Source organism: Streptomyces sp. MMS24-W38, from assembly GCF_059889265.1.
On record NZ_JCBCPP010000001.1, the window covers coordinates 6,395,125 to 6,412,555 of the forward strand.

16 protein-coding genes and 6 pseudogenes are annotated in these 17,431 nt (G+C 71.8%); 17 read left to right on the top strand and 5 right to left on the bottom strand.

Annotation, left to right across the window (positions count from 1 at the left end; genetic code table 11):
* Positions 1-93 precede the first annotated feature (93 nt).
* The 8 genes and pseudogenes from AC6F7H_RS27945 (at position 94) to lepB (ending at position 7,388) form a co-directional block, all read left to right on the top strand.
* Positions 94-297 (top strand): MbtH family protein, encoded by a 204-nt coding sequence (locus AC6F7H_RS27945; RefSeq protein WP_500759898.1) that lies wholly within the window; start codon positions 94-96, stop codon positions 295-297.
* 99 nt (positions 298-396) lie between these two features.
* A complete protein-coding gene (locus tag AC6F7H_RS27950; protein ID WP_500759899.1) occupies positions 397-909 on the top strand; it encodes a GNAT family N-acetyltransferase in 513 nt (170 codons plus the stop codon).
* Between the two features lie 200 nt (positions 910-1,109).
* Positions 1,110-1,397 (top strand): annotated as a pseudogene (locus tag AC6F7H_RS27955) (transposase family protein); the annotation flags it as partial.
* A gap of 35 nt (positions 1,398-1,432) precedes the next feature.
* Positions 1,433-1,615 carry a hypothetical protein gene (locus AC6F7H_RS27960; protein ID WP_500762208.1) on the top strand — a complete coding sequence of 61 codons (183 nt, stop codon included), beginning with the start codon at positions 1,433-1,435 and terminating at the stop codon, positions 1,613-1,615.
* A 662-nt stretch (positions 1,616-2,277) separates the two neighbouring features.
* The gene (locus tag AC6F7H_RS27965; RefSeq protein ID WP_500759900.1) at positions 2,278-4,263 is read left to right on the top strand and encodes a fibronectin type III domain-containing protein; all 1,986 of its coding nucleotides are present in this window, start codon (positions 2,278-2,280) and stop codon (positions 4,261-4,263) included.
* Between the two features lie 536 nt (positions 4,264-4,799).
* On the top strand, positions 4,800-6,374 hold the full coding sequence (locus AC6F7H_RS27970; RefSeq protein ID WP_500759901.1) for a multicopper oxidase family protein: 1,575 nt from the start codon (positions 4,800-4,802) through the stop codon (positions 6,372-6,374).
* Complete coding sequence (locus AC6F7H_RS27975; RefSeq protein WP_500759903.1) at positions 6,358-6,861, top strand: hypothetical protein; 504 nt, start codon at positions 6,358-6,360, stop codon at positions 6,859-6,861. The genes AC6F7H_RS27970 and AC6F7H_RS27975 overlap by 17 nt, the downstream gene beginning before the upstream one ends.
* Entirely contained in the window at positions 6,858-7,388 is a 531-nt protein-coding gene (lepB, locus tag AC6F7H_RS27980; RefSeq protein WP_500759904.1) for a signal peptidase I, read from the top strand. The genes AC6F7H_RS27975 and lepB overlap by 4 nt, the downstream gene beginning before the upstream one ends.
* A 104-nt stretch (positions 7,389-7,492) precedes the next feature.
* Here lepB and AC6F7H_RS27985 read toward each other — a convergent pair whose 3' ends face one another.
* Positions 7,493-7,864, bottom strand: a complete 372-nt coding sequence (locus AC6F7H_RS27985; RefSeq protein ID WP_500759906.1) for a response regulator — start codon at positions 7,862-7,864, stop codon at positions 7,493-7,495.
* 167 nt (positions 7,865-8,031) lie between these two features.
* On the opposite strand from AC6F7H_RS27985, the gene AC6F7H_RS27990 reads away from it, so the two are divergent.
* The 4 genes from AC6F7H_RS27990 to AC6F7H_RS28005 all read left to right on the top strand — a co-directional run bounded on the left by AC6F7H_RS27990 (position 8,032) and on the right by AC6F7H_RS28005 (position 12,363).
* Entirely contained in the window at positions 8,032-8,697 is a 666-nt protein-coding gene (locus AC6F7H_RS27990) for a response regulator (RefSeq protein WP_500759908.1), read from the top strand.
* Complete coding sequence (locus AC6F7H_RS27995) at positions 8,690-10,018, top strand: sensor histidine kinase (protein ID WP_500759910.1); 1,329 nt, start codon at positions 8,690-8,692, stop codon at positions 10,016-10,018. The genes AC6F7H_RS27990 and AC6F7H_RS27995 overlap by 8 nt, the downstream gene beginning before the upstream one ends.
* 107 nt (positions 10,019-10,125) lie before the next feature.
* Positions 10,126-11,514: a copper resistance CopC/CopD family protein gene (locus tag AC6F7H_RS28000; protein ID WP_500759911.1), complete on the top strand. Its 1,389-nt coding sequence runs from the start codon at positions 10,126-10,128 to the stop codon at positions 11,512-11,514.
* A gap of 189 nt (positions 11,515-11,703) precedes the next feature.
* Positions 11,704-12,363 (top strand): DUF1775 domain-containing protein, encoded by a 660-nt coding sequence (locus AC6F7H_RS28005; RefSeq protein WP_500759912.1) that lies wholly within the window; start codon positions 11,704-11,706, stop codon positions 12,361-12,363.
* Between the two features lie 273 nt (positions 12,364-12,636).
* On the opposite strand, the gene AC6F7H_RS28010 is transcribed toward AC6F7H_RS28005, so the two are convergent.
* The gene (locus tag AC6F7H_RS28010; protein WP_500759913.1) at positions 12,637-13,005 is read right to left on the bottom strand and encodes a hypothetical protein; all 369 of its coding nucleotides are present in this window, start codon (positions 13,003-13,005) and stop codon (positions 12,637-12,639) included.
* A 261-nt stretch (positions 13,006-13,266) separates the two neighbouring features.
* Positions 13,267-14,637 (bottom strand): annotated as a pseudogene (locus AC6F7H_RS28015) (flavin monoamine oxidase family protein); the annotation flags it as partial.
* Between the two features lie 8 nt (positions 14,638-14,645).
* Here AC6F7H_RS28015 and AC6F7H_RS28020 point away from each other — a divergent pair.
* The 3 genes and pseudogenes from AC6F7H_RS28020 (at position 14,646) to AC6F7H_RS28030 (ending at position 15,332) form a co-directional block, all read left to right on the top strand.
* Positions 14,646-14,804, top strand: a complete 159-nt coding sequence (locus tag AC6F7H_RS28020) for a hypothetical protein (RefSeq protein WP_500759915.1) — start codon at positions 14,646-14,648, stop codon at positions 14,802-14,804.
* Positions 14,762-15,211 (top strand): annotated as a pseudogene (locus tag AC6F7H_RS28025) (hypothetical protein); the annotation flags it as partial. The gene AC6F7H_RS28020 and the pseudogene AC6F7H_RS28025, both read left to right, overlap by 43 nt.
* The gene (locus tag AC6F7H_RS28030; RefSeq protein ID WP_500759917.1) at positions 15,195-15,332 is read left to right on the top strand and encodes a hypothetical protein; all 138 of its coding nucleotides are present in this window, start codon (positions 15,195-15,197) and stop codon (positions 15,330-15,332) included. The pseudogene AC6F7H_RS28025 and the gene AC6F7H_RS28030, both read left to right, overlap by 17 nt.
* A 135-nt stretch (positions 15,333-15,467) precedes the next feature.
* On the opposite strand, the pseudogene AC6F7H_RS28035 reads toward AC6F7H_RS28030, so the two are convergent.
* Together AC6F7H_RS28035 and AC6F7H_RS28040 are read right to left on the bottom strand one after the other, a co-directional pair.
* Positions 15,468-15,710, bottom strand: a pseudogene (locus tag AC6F7H_RS28035) (hypothetical protein); the annotation flags it as partial.
* Between the two features lie 87 nt (positions 15,711-15,797).
* Positions 15,798-16,019, bottom strand: a pseudogene (locus tag AC6F7H_RS28040) (DUF397 domain-containing protein); the annotation flags it as partial.
* Between the two features lie 320 nt (positions 16,020-16,339).
* On the opposite strand from AC6F7H_RS28040, the pseudogene AC6F7H_RS28045 reads away from it, so the two are divergent.
* Positions 16,340-17,082: pseudogene (locus tag AC6F7H_RS28045) on the top strand (helix-turn-helix domain-containing protein).
* A complete protein-coding gene (locus AC6F7H_RS28050; RefSeq protein WP_500759918.1) occupies positions 17,079-17,270 on the top strand; it encodes a DUF397 domain-containing protein in 192 nt (63 codons plus the stop codon). The pseudogene AC6F7H_RS28045 and the gene AC6F7H_RS28050 overlap by 4 nt, the downstream one beginning before the upstream one ends.
* Positions 17,271-17,431: the final 161 nt, after the last annotated feature.

Consider the following 17,431-nt stretch of genomic DNA (forward strand, 5'->3'; position numbering starts at 1 on the left):
CCCCGCCCCCCGGCCCGCGCCCCACCGCCCGACACCACACCAGCAGCCCGTCGCCACCCACCCGTCCGACCCGAGAGAGCGAGACCGACAGACATGGACGAGAACACCCGCTACCAGGTGCTGCGCAACGACGAGGAGCAGTACTCGCTGTGGCCCGCCGACGTCGAGGTGCCCGCCGGCTGGCAGCCCGTCGGCAAGGAGGGCACGGAGGCGGAGTGCTCCGCCTACGTCGACGAGGTCTGGACCGACATGCGCCCGCGCAGCCTGCGGGAGCGCATGGAGAACGCCGAAGCCTGACGTATCCCGCGCAGCCACGAAACGCAGGCCGGGGTGCGTCCCACCACCGCACCCCGGCCTCGGCCCCGCCCGTCCCCCAGCCCGTCCCGAGGAGCCGTCATGACACCGGTCCTGCACACCGAACGACTCACGTTCCGGCCCTACCGCCCTGAGGACGAGGACGTCTTCGTGGCCCTGCTGCGCGACGAGGAAGTCTGCCGCTGGATGGGCCAGGACCGCGTGCCGGAGGCCGACCTCCGCACGCTGTTCCGCGCCATCCTCACCGAGGTCTACCCGAAGCGCAGGTTCGACGTGTGGGGACTGTGGCGCGAGGAGGTCTACGTCGGCCACGCGGAGGTGAAGAAGACCGGCAACGTCGACGGCCACGAACTGATCACCGCCCTCGCCCCCGAGCACTGGGGCCGGGGCCTGGGCACCGAAGTGATCCGCGGCCTGCTCCGCCACGCCGCCGACAACCTGGGCCTGAAGGAGGTCTACGGCATGGTCGGCGCCGACAACACCGCCAGCCTGGCACTGTGCCGCCGCCTGGGCACCCGACACGTGCGCGACGTGGTCGGCGACGACGGCACGGTGACCAAGATGGTGGTGATCTCCACGACGGACCCGGACTGACGCCGGGAGCCGGCCCGGAACGCCACGGTGCCGTCCCCGCGCCCTCGAACCGGCTCCGCGCCCCCTCCTGAGGGGCGGCCACGGCCGGTCGGCCGAGCCCTCCCCCCCCCGGTCGTGGCCGGACCCGGGAGGGCGTTCGGGCCTTGTGGGACGGCTGGGGAACCGAGGACACCGTGTCGGGCCGGTGGCGTTCGCAGACCATGGACGCGGTCTCCCTCCGCGAGTGGCCTGTCGAAGCCGACAGCCGCACGGTGCCGGACCGCTGGGAGGGCGACCTGCTCCCGGGCCGCAGTCCGACTCGGATCGCCGCGGTCGTCGAACGTTCCCCCCGCTTCACGAGTCCGGTCCGGTGCGACGGCCGAGACGCAGCCGCCGTCACCGCGCGGCTGTCCGAGAAGCCACGCAGTCCGCCCACCACGCTCCGCAAGACCCTGACGCGGGATCGCGGGACGGAGCTCGCCGGTCACCAGGAGACGACCGCTGCCACCGGCCTTGACGTGCACTTCGCCGACCCGCGCAGCCCGTGGCAGCGCGGCACGAACGAGAACCCGATCGCCTGCCCCGTCAGTACCTGCCCGAAGACACCAGCATGGGGCGCCTGCCCAAGGACGACCTCGACGCCATCGCGCTCAAACCGAACAGCCGTCCTCGCGGAACGCTCGGCTTCGACGCGTCGGCCGATGCGCTGACGGCCCTGTTGCGTTGATCGATCGAGTCCACCCTGGGCGACCCGGCCGATGGAGCGGTCGCCGCCTCGGCACGCCTCGACGGTCTCTGCCTCGAACTCCGCCGTGAACGAGCGGCGAGGACGCGGCTTCTTCCTCCCCATGCCCTCCGTGGTGGACATCCTTCCGGGACCCGGTCCCTGATCCTGGATGTCCGCCGAAGTGAATCAAGCCCGGCCCGGGTGCGGGCGCGGTCGGGCCGCCTTCGCGTGAGCGGCGGCGTGCTGGGCTGTGAAGGCGCGCAGTGCCACGAGGTCCTTGGAGCGGGGTCGCATCCGGCATGCCTCGGTGCTGTCGGTCCACTGTGTGTTGCCCGTCCGGTGGTCGGGCAAGGGGTTTCCGCCCCGGGCACGAGGCGTGCCAGGCGACGTGGCACGCGGCGCCTCGAGCACTCCGAAAGCCCGGCCGTCCCGTGGCGGGGCTTCACCGTGTGCGGTTGCCCCGCCTTCTGGTCCCGGACCATCCGCTCGCGTCGCCCCGCGGCACGCCCTGGGAAGGGGCGACCCCTCCAGATTGGGGATAGGGGGGTGCCCAAGACGAGGCTGCCGCGGTGTACGGGAATCGGGGACCTTGGAACCCGCTCATCGCAGCCGACCGCCCGGCGCCGGTCGGTCCGCGTGTCGCCACAGAGGGGAATGTCGTCATGAGCAAGTTCGCGCGGGGCGGGGGCAGAGGAAAGCGCACCGCCGCCGGCCTCGTCATCTCCGGCATGGTGATCAGCGCCTCGATGACGCCTGTCACCGCCCAAGCAGCTGTTCCAATCTTCCCGGACAACATCACGATCTTCCCGGACCGGGACTTCGTCTCCATCGACGGCTTCTCCGAGCACGAGGGAGAGCAGGTGACCGTCGAGGTGCGACGCCCCGGCGTCGGCCTCGTCGGCTCGGCCACCGGCGCAATGGCCGCGGCGGCCTCGATCGCGGCGGGCAACCCGGCCATCGAGATCAATCACCCGGGCGGCCTGTGCTGGGGCGCGGGCGGCGGTCCCCAGGTGACCCCGGACATCCGGGCCGGGGACGTGGTGTCGGTCAAGTTCGGCGGCACCGTGGCCGCCGACGCCACGACCCTCGATCTCGGTGTCACCGGCGGCACCCTGACCACGCCGACCACCCTGGTGATCCAGGGCCGGCTCGGGCCCCAGGTGGATCCGACGTTCCTGGAACAGCGGATCGTCGAACCGGCGCTGCGCGACACCGCGGTGGGACGGCGCGACGTGCGGGCGGCGCCCGGCCCGCTCACGAACGCGCCGAAGGGCGGCTACGCCTCCGGACTGCAGGTGGCCGACGGCAAGTTCACCGCGACCTACGAGTTCCTCGACGCGGACACGGCCACCACCGCCGCCGGCGGTATGTACATGGCGACGAGCTGGCAGGACCAGGACCCCGGCGGCAACACCCAGGGCGTGACGATCTCGGAGTTCGGCGAGGTGGGCGGGCCCGGGATGGGCGGCTGCCCGCCCGGCCCGTCGCAGCAGGGGCCGGCCTCGCCGACCGACGTCGAGGTGCACGACCAGGGCGACTCGACGTCCGTGAGCTGGACCCCGCCGAAGCCCGTCCCCGGCGCCGCGCCGGTCCTCGGATACACCGTGCGAGCCGTCGACCAGCTCAGCAGGAACAGCGTGCAGAGCGAGGTCGGCGTCCGCGTCAACAATCCGGACGCGACCTCGGCGACCCTGCCGGGCTCCGTCAAGGGCAGGCGCGTCGAGGTCAGGTCGTTCAGCGAGACCGGCGAGTCCTGGCCGCCCGCGCTGCAGGGCAACACCCCGTCGGGCGACACCACGCCGCCGACCGTGACCGCGAAGCCGGCCGGCGGCTTCTACACGGACGACACGCAGGTCACCCTCAGCGCCGACGAGACCGGCTCGGAGATCTACTACACGCTCGACGGCTCCGACCCGCTGGAGGCGGGCACCGCCGGGCCTGCGGCCACGCTGTACACCGAGCCGATCGGGCTGAAGGCGTCCGACGGGCCGAAGACCCTGCGGTACGTGGCCTTCGACCCGGCCGGCAACGCCTCGCAGGCCAGGATGGAGAAGTACACGTTCGGGTCGACCAGGGCGCCGAGCTCCCCGCAGGGGGTCACCGTTCAGGACTCCAACGCGAGCGCGACGGTCCGCTGGACGGCGCCCGAGGACCCGGGCACGTCGCCCCTCACGGGTTACGAGATCACCGCGACGCCCGCCTCGGGGTCGCCGGTCACGGTCACGGCCGGGCCCAGCGCGTCCAGCCTGCTCCTCACCGGGCTGACGAACGACACGAAGTACACCGTGACGGTCGTCGCCGTGAACGCGGTGGGCAGGGGCGAGGCGTCGACGCCGGCCGACGTCACCCCGAAGGTACCCGCGGTCGACAAGATCGCGATCACCCTCGCCAAGTGGAAGTCCGGAGACCTCAGGCTCGACGGCACCGGGTCCGTCCCCGGCGCGTCGCTGACGTTCCGCTCCGGGTCGCCGACCGGTCCCGTCTTCGCCACCGGCGTGATCGTGCAGCCGGCCGCGGCGGGCGCGGTCAACGGGGCCTGGAGCCTGCGCCTGAGGACCGGCAGTGCCGCGACGAACAACCCGTCCCCCGTCTACGTCTCGTCCGACAAGGGCGGAACCCTGGGACCGGTGACCGTGCCGAACAGCTAGGGCCTGTCGCGGAGGTCCCGCCTGCCCGGCGGCGGAAGACGGGATTTTCGCACCAGCGCCGACCGACCGGTCCCCCGTCAGGCGGTGTTCGTTCCCTCAGACGAACACCGCGGCCGGGAAGCCGGCCAGGACAGGGCAGCCGAAAGAGCCCCCGGTTCACCGGCCGCCCTGTTCCCTCCGGGCAGCCGGTGGCCCCCCCTCCACCGGCTGCCCGTTCCTCGCCGAGCCGCCTGGTCGCCTCTCCTCAGCGGTGCATTCAGGAGCATCGCGGGCCCCCTCGGCCGAGGAGCACGACCGGCGTACAGCCCGTCCACCCGCACGGGCATCGCACTGCCGGTGGGTCATGTGCGGCGCCGTACATGACCCACCGCGTACGACCAGCACCCAGCAGTACCGACCAGCACCGACCAGCACCGAGAAAAGAACACGGGCATCCGCGACTCCAGGGGGAGAGCAGGGCCCGAGCGCCGCTTCGGCGGCCCACCATGGGGGTGAGCACGCACATGCATGAAAACGCGCTGTCCAGACGTGATGTGATGAAGTTCGGTGTCCTCGCGTCGGCGGCCCTGGCGCTGCCACTCGAACGCGTCGCGCGCGCCAAGACCGCTTCCGACCGGATCGCGGTCAGCAAGTTCCCGAAGCCGTTCACCGTGCCGTTCACGGTGCCGCCCGAGGCGGTTCCGACCAAGCGGTCGAGCACCACCGACTACTACACCATCAGCATGCGCAGCGCGGCGACGGAGATCCTGCCCGGCATGAAGACCGAGACCTGGTCGTACGACGGGACGTTCGGCGGCCCGACGATCCGGGCCACGCGGGGCCGGCCGGCCGTCGTACGGCAGATCAACGAACTTCCCTCGGTGCACCCCAGATTGGGGTACGAGTCGTGGACCTCGGTGCACCTGCACGGATCGGGATCGCTGCCGGAGTACGACGGCTACGCCAGCGACATCACACGGTCCGGCCAGTACAAGGACTACCAGTACCCGAACTTCCAGGACGCCCGGACGCTCTGGTACCACGACCACGGCGCCCACCACACCGCCGAGAACGCGTACATGGGCCTCGCCGCGATGTACACGATGCACGACGAGCTGGAGCAGTCGCTGCCCATCCCGAAGGGCCGGTACGACGTCCCGCTGCTCATTCGCGACGCCATGTTCGACCGCGACGGGCAATTGCTGTACGACGACGAGGGGCACTCCGGACTCTTCGGTGATGTGATCCTGGTCAACGGCCGACCCTGGCCCGTGATGAAGGTCGAGCGGCGCAAGTACCGCTTCCGGATCCTGAACTGCGCGATCGCGCGGGGCTTCAAGTTCGCGCTCAGCACCGGCGACCCGTTCGTCTTCATCGGGACGGACGCCGGGCTGATGCCGCAGCCCCGTTCGGCGACCAGCTACCGGCACGGCATGGCCGAACGGTACGAGGTCATCATCGACTTCGCCAAGTACAGGATCGGCCAGCGGGTGGTCCTGAAGAACCTGAGCGTGCCGAACGTGGAGGACTTCGACACCACCGGCGACGTGATGGCCTTCGACGTCGCCGGCGATCCCACCGACCTGTCGGGCAACGCGATCCCGGCCCTGCTGAACCCGAACGCGCCCGCGATGGACCTCACCGCGGCGATGGCGAAGAAGACCCGGAGGTTCGAGTTCATCCGCAAGAACGGAACCTGGACCATCAACGGCAAGACCTGGGCCGACGTCATCGCCTCCGACTACGAGTACGTCTGGGCCGACCCGGGACTCGGGGACGTCGAGGTCTGGGAGTTCGTCAACAAGTCCGGTGGCTGGTGGCACCCGGTCCACGTGCACCTGGTCGACTTCAAGGTGCTGGACCGCAACGGCAAGGCGCCCGACCCCTGGGAGCTCGGCGGCAAGGACACGGTGTACGTCGGTGAGAACGAGACGGTGCGCGTGGCGGTCAAGTTCGGCCCGCACACCGGACGTTACATGATCCACTGCCACAACCTCGTGCACGAGGACCACGACATGATGGCGCAGTTCCGCGTGGGGCCGCCCAGCACCGAGCACCACCCGGTCTTCGCCGACCCGGCGAAGGCCGAGCCCGCTCCCGAGCTGGGAGGTGACGATGACACCCTCGTCTGAGGCGCCGATGGCCGAGGGGGCGGTGCCGGTGACTCGTGCGGGCCTCGTGGGCGGCCTTCGCGCCCCGCACGTCGCGTCGCTGCTCTGCGTGGCCGCGGCAGCCGGGGACCTGGTCGCCTTCCAGCAGCGCGTGGCGCACGGCCTGGCCGGGGCCCTGCCCTTCCTGCTGGCCGCCGTCGTCCAGCTCGTCGCGGCGCGGCAGGTGTGGGTCTCGCGGGGCACGGCCGCGGCGCTCTCCGCGGTCCTCGTGCTCGGTCTGCTGATCGGTTCGTACGTGGTGGCCGTCAGTACCGGCGTGCCCCTGGGACAGCGGAACCGGCCGGTCGAGGCCGACCCGCTGCTGACGGTCGGACTGTGCGCGCGGCTCGCCGCACTGCTGATGCTCGTCCGGTCCCTCTCCGGCCGCGCCCGGTCCCGGGCGGTCAACGGACTCCTCGTCATCGGAACAGTCCTGTGGACACTCGGGCTGACCGGCCTGCTCGGGTGAGCCCGCCCCGGCGGCCCGCGGTACGGCACCTCGCCGTACCGCGGGCCGCCGTGCGCCGGGCCGTCGCCTGCGTGGTGGTGGGTGCGGCCTTCGTGGCCGGCAGCCTCCTGCTGGAGCGTGTACGGGTGGAGTCGACCAGCATGGAGCCGACGCTCCGTGCCGGGGACCACCTGCTCGTCGACGAACGCGCCTACTGGCGCGGAACGCCCCGGCGCGGAGACCTCGTGGTGTTCGACCAGGGCGGCTCGCGGCTGGTCAAGCGGGTCGCCGCGGTGGCCGGTGACACCGTCGGGATCGAGGACGGGGTCCTCACGGTCGACGGCCGCCCCGTCACGGAACCGGCGATCGACCTGCGGACCCTCGACGGCCTGTACTACGGGCCCGTGCACGTGCCGCACGGCACCGTCTTCGTCCTGGGCGACAACCGTCGGCACTCCCTCGACTCCCGGCAGTTCGGCCCGGTGCCCGTCGAGGACGTGCGGGGTCGGGTACTGCTGCGCTGGTGGCCGCGTCCGGGTGCTCCGTGAGCGTGATCCGCGTCAGGGGCCGGCAGACCCGTGCCCCGCATACCGCCACGGGGGCGGCACGCGGGGCCGCCGCCCTCGCCGTCGGCCGCAAGCCGCCCGGCGGCTCAGTCCCGCGGCGCCACCGCCACGATCGCGTCGAGCACCACGTCGATCCCGGCGCCCTTGTGCAGCACCGTGCAGGCCCCGGCGTCGAGGGCCGCCTGTTCCAGCCGTCCGCCGACCGCGGACGTCAGCACCACGACTCGGGTGCCGGGCCGCAGGACCAGCAGCCGCCGGGTCGCTTCGGCGCCGTTCATCACCGGCATGGCGAGATCCATGAGAACCACGTCCGGCACGAGCCGCAGTACCGCCGCGACGGCTTCCGCACCGTCGCACGCCACGCCCACCACGTCGACGAGTGTGCTTGCGCCCAGGACGGTGGCCAGGGTGTCCCGCACGAGCTGGTGGTCGTCCACGACGAGCAGGCGAATCGGCATGGTTCAACGGTGCCTGGTCCGGGGCGCCACAGCCATCCCCAAAGCAGAGGGGTCGGCTACTCGGAAAAAGCACCATTCCTGCACAGCTGATAGGCCATTCCTCACATGCCGTGGTTCCATGTCTCCTGCGGACCGGCAACGGTGGCGGCCCGCCCGGTGGGGGGAACATGGGGGGACACAGGGGTTCGTCGCCGACGCGCGTGCTGATCGTCGACGACCATCGGACGTTTGCCGAGCTGCTGGCCTTCGCGCTCGGATCACAGCCGGACTTCGACTGCGCGGGATGCGCGGCGACCGGGTCGGCGGCGGTCGAACTGACCGTGAGGGAACAACCGGACATGGTGGTGATGGACATCTCGCTCGGCAGGGAGAGCGGGCTGGACGTCACCCGGCGGGTCCGCGACGCCGCCCCGAGCGCGATCGTCGTCATCGTCTCGGCGCACCGTGACCCGGATTGGGTGGTGCGGGCCGCGCAGGCGGGCGCGAGCGCGTTCGTGCCCAAGTCCGGATCGCTGGAGGAGATGCTGACCGTTCTGCGGGAGGTGCGGCAGGGGTCGATGCTGGTGTCGGCGTCGATGTTCGGCGACGCCGGCCGGCCCCAGGTCACCGACGAGCCCGGCGCGGCCAGTCTCACCGCCCGGGAGTCCGAGGTGCTCGGCCTGATGGGCAAGGGCCTCGCGCCGGCCGCGATCGCCAGGCTGCTGGGGATCAGCGTCAACACCTGCCGCGGCTACGTGAAGGCGATCCACCTCAAACTCGGGGTGCGCTCGCAGTTGGAGGCCGTCGTGAAGGCTCAACGGCTCGGCCTTGTCGAGGCGGGTACCGATGGCTGACCGGACGGGCGGCGGTTCCACGGTGGAGACGGGGGGCAGCAGAACCGTCCGTCGGGCGCTGGTCGCGATGGTGCTCATCGGAGTGGGTGCCTTCGCGGTCGTCGGGGCGGGTACCGTGGTGGCCGCCGACTCGATCGCGGAGAAGACCGCGCTCGCCGAGGCGGCCCGCTCCGCGCAGCTCATGGGCAACGTGATCTTCAAGCCGGCCATGCCTGCGCTGCTCCGCGGGGACGTCTCCGCGCGGACACGGCTGGACGAGGCCGTCAGGGCCCGGCAGCACGAGGCCGGCGTCGTCCGGGTGAAGGTGTGGAACCGACAGGGCGACGTCCTGTACTCCAACGAGCACCACGCCATCGGGATGTCCTTCCCGAACGACGACGTACGCAGGACCATCGACGAGCGGGCGAGCTGGGCCGACCTGTCCGACCTGTCCGACGAGGAGAACGTCACCGAACGCCACGGCGGCCGCCGCCTCGTGGAGGTCTACGTCCCGCTCGACCTGGACTCCGGTGAACGGCTGGCGCTCGAGGTGTACTCCACCGACGCCCGCGTCGCCACCGCGCGGACCGAGCTGATGCACACCCTCGTGCCCTTCTCCATCGTGGCGCTGCTGCTCCTGCTGGTGGCCCAACTTCCCTTGTCAATACACCTGTTGCGCCGCGTCAGCAAGGCGGACGCGGAACGCAGCCGACTGCTGGGCAAGGCCCTGACCGCCTCCGAACGGGAGCGGCGCGCGATCGCCCGCGACCTGCACGACGGAGTGGTGCAGGACCTCGCCGGGGCCGGATACGCCCTGTCCGCGGTCCGCGGCGCACTGCCCCCGGGGGCCGGCGCCACAGCCGACGGCATGCTCGACAAGGTCGGTGAGGTCCTGCGCGGCGCCGTCGGTTCACTGCGCACGATGATGGTGGACATCTATCCGCCGGACCTGACCGAGGACGGTCTGCCGCAGGCGGTCGAACTGCTCGCCGAACGAATGCGCAGGGAGGGCCTCGGCGTCACCACGACCGTCGAGGTCCGGGCCTCGCTCGGACCCGACCTCGCCGCTCTCGTCTACCGCTGCACGCGGGAGTGCGTCACGAACGTCCTCAAGCACGCCGAGGCACGGCACGCCTGGATCGAGGTCACCGGCGGTGGGGAACGGCTGCTGATGCGGGTGGCGGACGACGGGAAGGGCCCGGGAGAAGCACTCGGCAAGACCGGTCACCTCGGCCTGCAGCTCATCCGGGACACTGTCACCGAACTGGGCGGCGGGATGACGGTCGCCGAACGCCCCGACGGTGGCACCGAGGTCCGTACCGTGCTGCCGCTGCGCACCTGACCCCCTCGTTTTGAGGGGGTCGCACCCCCAAAGGCGAGGCTGCCGCAGGCAGCGGCGAGGCCCCAGCCTGGACGCGTTGCATCTCAAGGGCACCCGGGGGGAAACGGATGCGCCGCATCATCACCATGTTCTGCCTCGTTCTCTGCCTGGCGGCCGCGTCCGCCGGGCCCGCCTCCGCGCACACCGGCGTACGGTCGAGCGATCCCGCCGCCGGCGAGGTGCTGCCCGGCTCGCCCGCCCAGGCGGCGCTGACGTTCCGGCAGCCGGTGACCGCGAGGGAGAACGCGGTGCGCGTGTTCGACGACCACATGCGCCGAGTGGACCTCGGCGGCCACGCCGACGACCGGCCCGATCCCGTCGTCCGGACCGCCCTGCCCGGCGGCCTGCACCCGGGTACGTACACCGTGGCCTGGCAGGTGACGTCGGCCGACGGACATCCCGTGGCAGGCACCTTCCGTTTCTCCATCCACAGGACCAGCCAGGTCGTCGGCGCCGTCCCGCCGCTCGGCGGTTCCGGCAGCGCGTGGGCGAGCCGCCTCCTCGGCGTGTCACGCGCGGCCGGTTACGCCGGACTCGCGCTCGGCCCCGGCGTGCTGCTGGTCGTACTGTGGCTGTGGCCCGCCGGGCTGCGTGACCGCGGCGCCCGGGGTCTGGTGTGGGCGGGGCTCGGCCTGCTGGCCACCGGCACCCTCGCGGTCCTGGCCGTCCACGCCGTCTGGGCCGACGGCCGGCCCCTGTCGGACGCCTGGTCCGGCTCCGGCGCCCACCAGCACGCGGCGCTCGCCGACTACGCCTACGCCGTACGCTTCTACGCCCTTCTCGCCCTGGGCGCCGCGACCGTGCTCGCGACCCTTGCGGCCGGCGCGTCGGGCAGGCGGGCCAGGGCGGCGGCCCTCGTGGCGACCGCGGCGGCCGTGGTCCTGTGGAGCACGTGGCCGGTGACCGGCCACTCCGTCGACGGGCGGTACACATTCCTCGCCCTGGCCGCCGACTTCGCCCATCTCGCCGCGATGACCGTGTGGCTGGGCGGACTCGCGCTGGCCGCGGCGGTTCTGGCGAGGCCGGGAGCCGTCACCGCGCCGGCCTCCGTGCTGCCCCGGTTCTCCCGGCTCGCGTTCGCCTGTGTGACCGTGCTCGTCGTGACGGGCACCTTCCAGGCGTGGCGTGAAGTGGGCACCGTCGGCGCCCTCTTCGACACCCGGTTCGGCCGACTGCTGCTCCTGAAGACGGCCGGCGTGGCCGTGGTCGTCACGCTCGGCGGCGTCGCCCGGCGTTGGCTGCGCCGGCACACGACGGTCCCGACACCGACTCCCTTCGACGCCGAACCCGTTGACGGGACCGGGGCGACGGCGACACTGGTCGCGCCGGCACCCCCCGTGCTGCCGGACACGGCGCGCGTACGCACCCTCCGGCGCGGCCTGGTGGCGGAACTGCTCGTCGGGGTCCTCGTCCTGAGCGTCACGGCGGCCATGGTCGTCACCAATCCGCCCGCGTGAGGCAAATCTTCACCGGGCCGCGCACCGGCCGTCCCCACTCAGCGGGTACGGCCCTGGAACGCCCGGCGTCACGGCACAGTCCGCCGCCGACGCCGTACAGAACCACCCCGCGCCGGATTCAGGCCGGCCGTTCCCACGCCCCCTGTCGTCCGTGGCCAGCGTGCACGGACGCCGAGAGAGGAATCACCCATGGCATTTCTCCGGCGACCGGCCCGGACGGCCGCGGCCCTGCTGACCGCGGCCCTGCTGACCACGGGCCTGCTCATGGTGACGGCGGCCCCCGCCCTGGCGCATGTGCACGTGCACTCCGAGGACGAGGTGAAGCCGGGTGCGAAGGACGTGCGGATGACGTTCCACGTACCCAACGAGAAGGACGACGCGCGCACCGTCGGTGTGTGGATCGAGGCGCCGAAGGGCGTACGGGGGATGCGCGCCGAGCAGGTGAAGGGATGGACCGCGCGGCAGCAGGCACCCGGCGGCAAAAGCGGCACCGTCGGCTGGTTCGGCGGCGCGATCAGCGGCGAGGACGGGGCCGACTTCGTCGTGCACATCGACCGCGTCCCCACCGGCGTGGACGCGCTGGCCTTCGTCGCCAAGCAGCAGTACGACGACGGCGAGGTCGTCTCCTGGGACCAGCCGGCAGAAGAGGGCAAGCCCGAGCCGGAGTACCCCGCACCGGTGTTGAGTCTCACCGGAGCGTCCCACACGGAGTCGGCGCCCCATTCCGGGGAGAGCCCGGGACTCGCGCGGACGGCGGCGATCGTCTGCGGCGTGATGGTCCTCCTGGCGGCCGCGGCGCTGCCGGCGCTGCGCTCCATGGCGCGACGCCGGAAAGCCGTCTCCCGCTGAGCCGTTCCCCCTACGCGGCCGCAGCGCACGCACCCGCGCGGCCACCTCCTGCCCCGCACATCTCCGCAACCCGGCCCTGCCACAGCCGGCCACTTGAACCGCGGCACCGTTCCTGCTCGCCCACGACCCGAGGCACACCGGAGGACCCGACCCGCGCGTCGGGCTCAGCCGTACCCACCCGGCCACGAGCGACCACGGCTGCGGGTCGGGCCGCAGGAAACTCACGGTGAGGTGCTTCTCGATCACCGTCTGCGCGTGGACGGCGAGGCGGGCCTAATCGCGGCAGTTCCGGTCGAATGCCTGGCGGAACGCAAAGTCGTACCCGGACCTGTATCCGTCGCGGTAGCCGCGTCGGTAGTCACGGTTGCCGTGACGGGCCCGGTCGTCGTAGCGGTCGCGGTAGTCGCAGTCGCGACCGTCCCTGCGCCCGTCGCGGAGTCCGTCGCGGAGTCCGTCGCGGACGCCGCGACGGTAGTCGGCGATCGAGGTGGGCGCCAGAGTCCGGCTGACCTCCGGTGCCGCTGCGGTTGCTGTCTGGGGAACGGCGGCGGAGGCCTGCGAGGCCGCGGCTGACGGGATCGCGAAGGCGGTCGCGAAGACGAGCGGACTCACGAGCGAGACCGCAATCCTCTGTGCGCGCATGACGATCTCCTTTCCGGCAATGAGGCTTCGGGGAAGCCTGACTGCACTACCAAGGCGATGGGGAAAACCTGGTGTTTGCTGCAGACGACGCTGCGCGAAGGGGGAAGGTGCCGCGTACCGGTGGTCACCTCGCGTTGTGCCCTCGGCCTCTGCGCGAGGGCGGAGGTCGCCGCTGACGCGGCCTTCCATCCTTGGTACCTCATCTCCGCTTGTCTGTCCTGTTTTCGACGATGCGTTCGGGAGCCGCTCGGCCCGCGCGGCTCATGCGGTGTGGATCTCCAAGGCGGTACGCACGGCGGACTCCACGGCTCCCTCGATCCACGCGGGTTTGACGGACGTGTGGTCCCCGGCGAAGTGCAACGGCCCTTCGCGCACGGGGGTGGCGGGCAGCAACTCCGTGTGCTGCCCGGGCAGGAGCACGGACGCCTCCCCGTAGGCGTAGGGGTCGCGCAGCCAGCTCTGTGTGCGGCCCGCGCCGGTGTAGAAGACCTCGATGCGCTGGCCGTAGACCTGCTGGAGGCCGCGCAGAGCGTGCGGATACCGTGCGTCGTCGTCCAGGGAGTCCCAGCGCAGAGCGTCGTCCGCCCAGCTGTAGGAGGCCAGGACCACACCCCCCGCGCTGCCCGGAACCGGATGGGACGGGTGGAACATGAACCGGTTGGCGTTGTCCGACACCGAGCCGCCGCCCACGACGTCGACCGCCTCCGGCTGGTCGCGCGCGACCGCGCGGTTGGCGGCGTAGTGGGTGCGCTGACCCTCTGTGACGTGCCCGGCGGGCACGGAGGGGTGGGCGCCGAGCAGGCTGCCGTCCGCGGGGGCGCGACCGGTGCGGTAGGCGTCGTACAGACCCGGGTCGACGGTGCGCAACTCCCTTTTCCAGTCGGCCTCGTCGAACTCCCACCAACGACGGCTGAACTCCAGCAGCACCTTGGTCGCGCTGTCGTAGTGCAGTTCGCAGACCGCCCGGCGCTTGCCGTACGACATGGGCGGGTCGACCTGCACGTGACGCAGTCCGGAGAACGGCACCGTGACCACGGCGACGTCCGCGGTGAACTGCTCGCGTACGACGGGACCGCTGCGGCCCTCCGACACGGTGTCCACCCACACGTGCGGACCCTTGCTCCGGACGTGCCCGGTGTCCGGTGAGGGGCGGTCCGGGTGGTGGTACTCGATGCGTGTGACACGGCGGTCGAACCGCACGTCCTTGCGCGCGCGTTCCAACAGGGCATCCGGCAGTACGGCCGTGCCGCCCTCCAACTCGTAGAAGGGCGTGTCGGGGCTGATGAGGGAGGAGCCGATGAAGCTGTGGATGAAGGACAGGGGGAGTCGAGAGGTGAGGTTCTCCAGGGTGCCGATCAGGTCGATGGTCCGCTCGTCGAGGCCGGCGTGCTCGGTCAGGAAGCGGAACATCGACCAGTGGCCGAACCGCTGCACCACGCGGGCCCAGCCCTGCAGCCGCTCGGGGAGGGGCTTCTCGACGCGCTTGCCGTCACGGTCGACGAAACTGAACTCGTCGCGCACCGGATCCAGCGCGGAGCGCAGGATGGTGGCGGCGGGGGTGCCCCAGTGGGCCCGGGGTCCGCCTGCGGCCGGCCGCCGACTACGTACTGCCCGGGCGTGAGACGTCCTTCGCCACAGTAGTGGCCGCGGCACGTCGTCGCGGCCACTGTGCCATCGGCTACCGGAGCCACGACGACTCGTCGACGAGCCCCGGCTACGGTGTGCGGATCAATCCGCCCAAACACGAGCGGCGCCGCTGGACGGTCGAGGACGAAGTGGTCGTCATCGGCAGGGACTGACGGACGGCTTCGGCGAAGTGGAGGCGCTGTCCGACGAGCTCGACCGCAGCCGAGGCATCCCGCTCGATGCCGCGAGTCCCCTGGCACAGCACCTGTCGCAGCTCATCACGCAGTCGGCGCGAAGTTCCTCTGCGGCGGCTACGGCGACCGCTGCCGGCGAGGGCCTGTACCGCATGGTGGTTCCTGCGAGGGTCGCCGCCCAGTTCGGTCAGGGCATCGTCCGCCCGATGGCGGCGAAGGGGGTGGCCGGTGGCATCCGCGGCCCACTCGTGAACCCAACGGGTGGCATCGTCGCCGGTGCGACAGCCGGTGTCGTGACCGCTGGAGGCGCGGCGCTCACCGTGGCCGCGCCGCTCGTGCTCATGGCCGTGGCGGTGGGGGTGAGCACGCATGCCGACGCCGAGCGCCATCCGCAGGCTGGGCGACGGCGTCGCGGTCAACGGCCGCCCGACGGACGTGGCGATCGAGATCGCCCGAGACAAGGACGGCTCGGTGCTCGTGTTCCCCGCGCTGCCCGCGGAGGCGTAGGCGCGCGAGCTTCGGCTCTCCCCGGCCGGCGCCGTCACGCATCGACCGGTGCCGTCAGCACCGCCCGGACGGTCTTGCCGCCGGGTGGGTAGGGGACGCAGTCCCAGTGGTCGGCGAGGGCGGCGACGAGGGTCAGGCCGCCGCCTCCTTCGCCCCGTCCCAGGTGCCCCGCACCAGTGAGCGGGGCTTGACGAGCCAGTACGCCGTTTCCAGGGGCGGGAGGTCCGACGTCCGGAACTCCGCGGCCGCCTGGCGGTAGCGCTCGATCAGTTCCGGCCTGCTTCCGGCCGGGGGCGGGTCGGGGTGCGGGGGCCGCCGCAGGGCCTCGTCGTCGAAGCGTGCCTTCGGGCCGGTCCACAGATAGCCGTGGTGGTGCACGAGCCGTTCCCGTTTCGAGGAGCGCCGGCCGGACAGGGGGAGGGACCCGGTCCGGCCGGCGGTGGGGAGGGGAGGGGGGGAGGGGCAGGCGCCGAGGCCGAAGCGCGCCGGGTCGATACCGGCGGCGGCCAGCTCCTGCGTGGTGAACCGCAGCGGCTGCGCGTCCGGCCGCTTGCTGTCGCCCAGGGCCCAGGCGTCCTCGCCGATCCGGGCCAGGGTCACGCACCCCTCGGTGCAGGGGCCGCCGCACGCCTTCACGAACGAGGCCCCGCTGATGTCGAACGCGTACAGGTTGGTTCCGTTCTGCATGACTGCACCTTCCAGCTCGTCCGACGCGGCCAGGACCGGCCGCCGCCGCCCGTGGTGGGCGGGAGTGCACGGGAGGGGAGACGGCCGACCGGGTGTTTCCGCAGGTGATCGGCGAGCACGGGCGGTTTCTCCTCGCTCTCCGTGACCTCAGAGTGGCGGTCGGACGGGGCGGGGACGAGTGTGGCACCCCGTACGCTGAGTCATCGTGCGGACACGAAGAGTGGATGGTACGTCTGATTTTCCGTCACGCTGGCCGGTGAACGCGAGGCGGCGTGAGGAGCCGTCGCGGTGCGGTGCGGAGAAGAGGAAAGGGGCGGCGGATGGACATCGTCGGAGTCGAGGGGGAGGCGGCCGGAGGCGGCGCCGGCGCGCGGGTGGTTCCGGCGGGGGAGTGGGAGCGGGAGCCGCATCCGTCGGACAGCCTGCGGACGTTCGGCGCCGTCGTCCAGGCACTGCGCGAGCACGTGGGACTCAGCCGGGTCGATCTCGGCGCCCGGGTCCAGTACTCCAAGCACACGGTGGAGTCGGTGGAGTTGGGCCGCCGGATGCCGGACGAGGCGTTCGTGGAGCGTGCGGAGGAGGCGCTGGGCAACACGGGTGCGCTGCGGAAGGCCGCGCGGCATCTGACGCGGGGGGAGGCGGGGCTGGCGGCGTGGTTCCGGCGGTGGGCGCGGCTGGAGCGGGAGGCGGTGAGCCTGTGCACGTACGAGTGCCGGCTGGTTCCGGGGTTGTTGCAGTCGGAGGCGTATGCGCGGGCGGTGTTCGACAACAGCATCCCGTTGCTGACCGACGAGCAGACGGAGGCACAGGTCGCAGCCCGAATGGAGCGGCAGGCGATGATGCGGGATTGGAGTTCCACGGCTGCCTGGATGGACCTATGCGAATTTTGGAAACCCCGGAGGGGCGCCGAGTCGGCTACTCCGAGGGGCGGCAGAACGGACGGCTGACCTCCGACGCGAAAGAGATGAGTCTGCTCTGTCGACGCTATGACACACTGCGCTCGCAGGCCCTGAATCCCCAGGAATCCCGGGACCTGCTGGAGCGACTGCGAGGAGAGCCATGAGCAGCGGTATGTCGGAACTCGCCTGGTTCAAGTCCAGCTACAGCGGCACCCAGGGCGACGACTGCGTGGAGGTCGCGATCGCCGAACAGGCCGTCCACGTAAGGGACTCCAAGGACGTGACCCGCCCGTCCTTCACCGTCGGCCACGAAGGCTGGGGGCAGTTCGTCCGGTTCGCGTCGGAACACTGAGCGACTTGAGGGCGTGCCGTCCGCCGGAGCAGCGGACGGCACGCCCTCACCGCGTTGGATCCCTTGGTCTCGTCCACGGGGCCGTAGCCGAGGGCCGCGCGGTTGATGAAACGGTCACCGAGGTCGCGCACGCGCACGGGCGCGGGCTTCGGCTTCTGCAC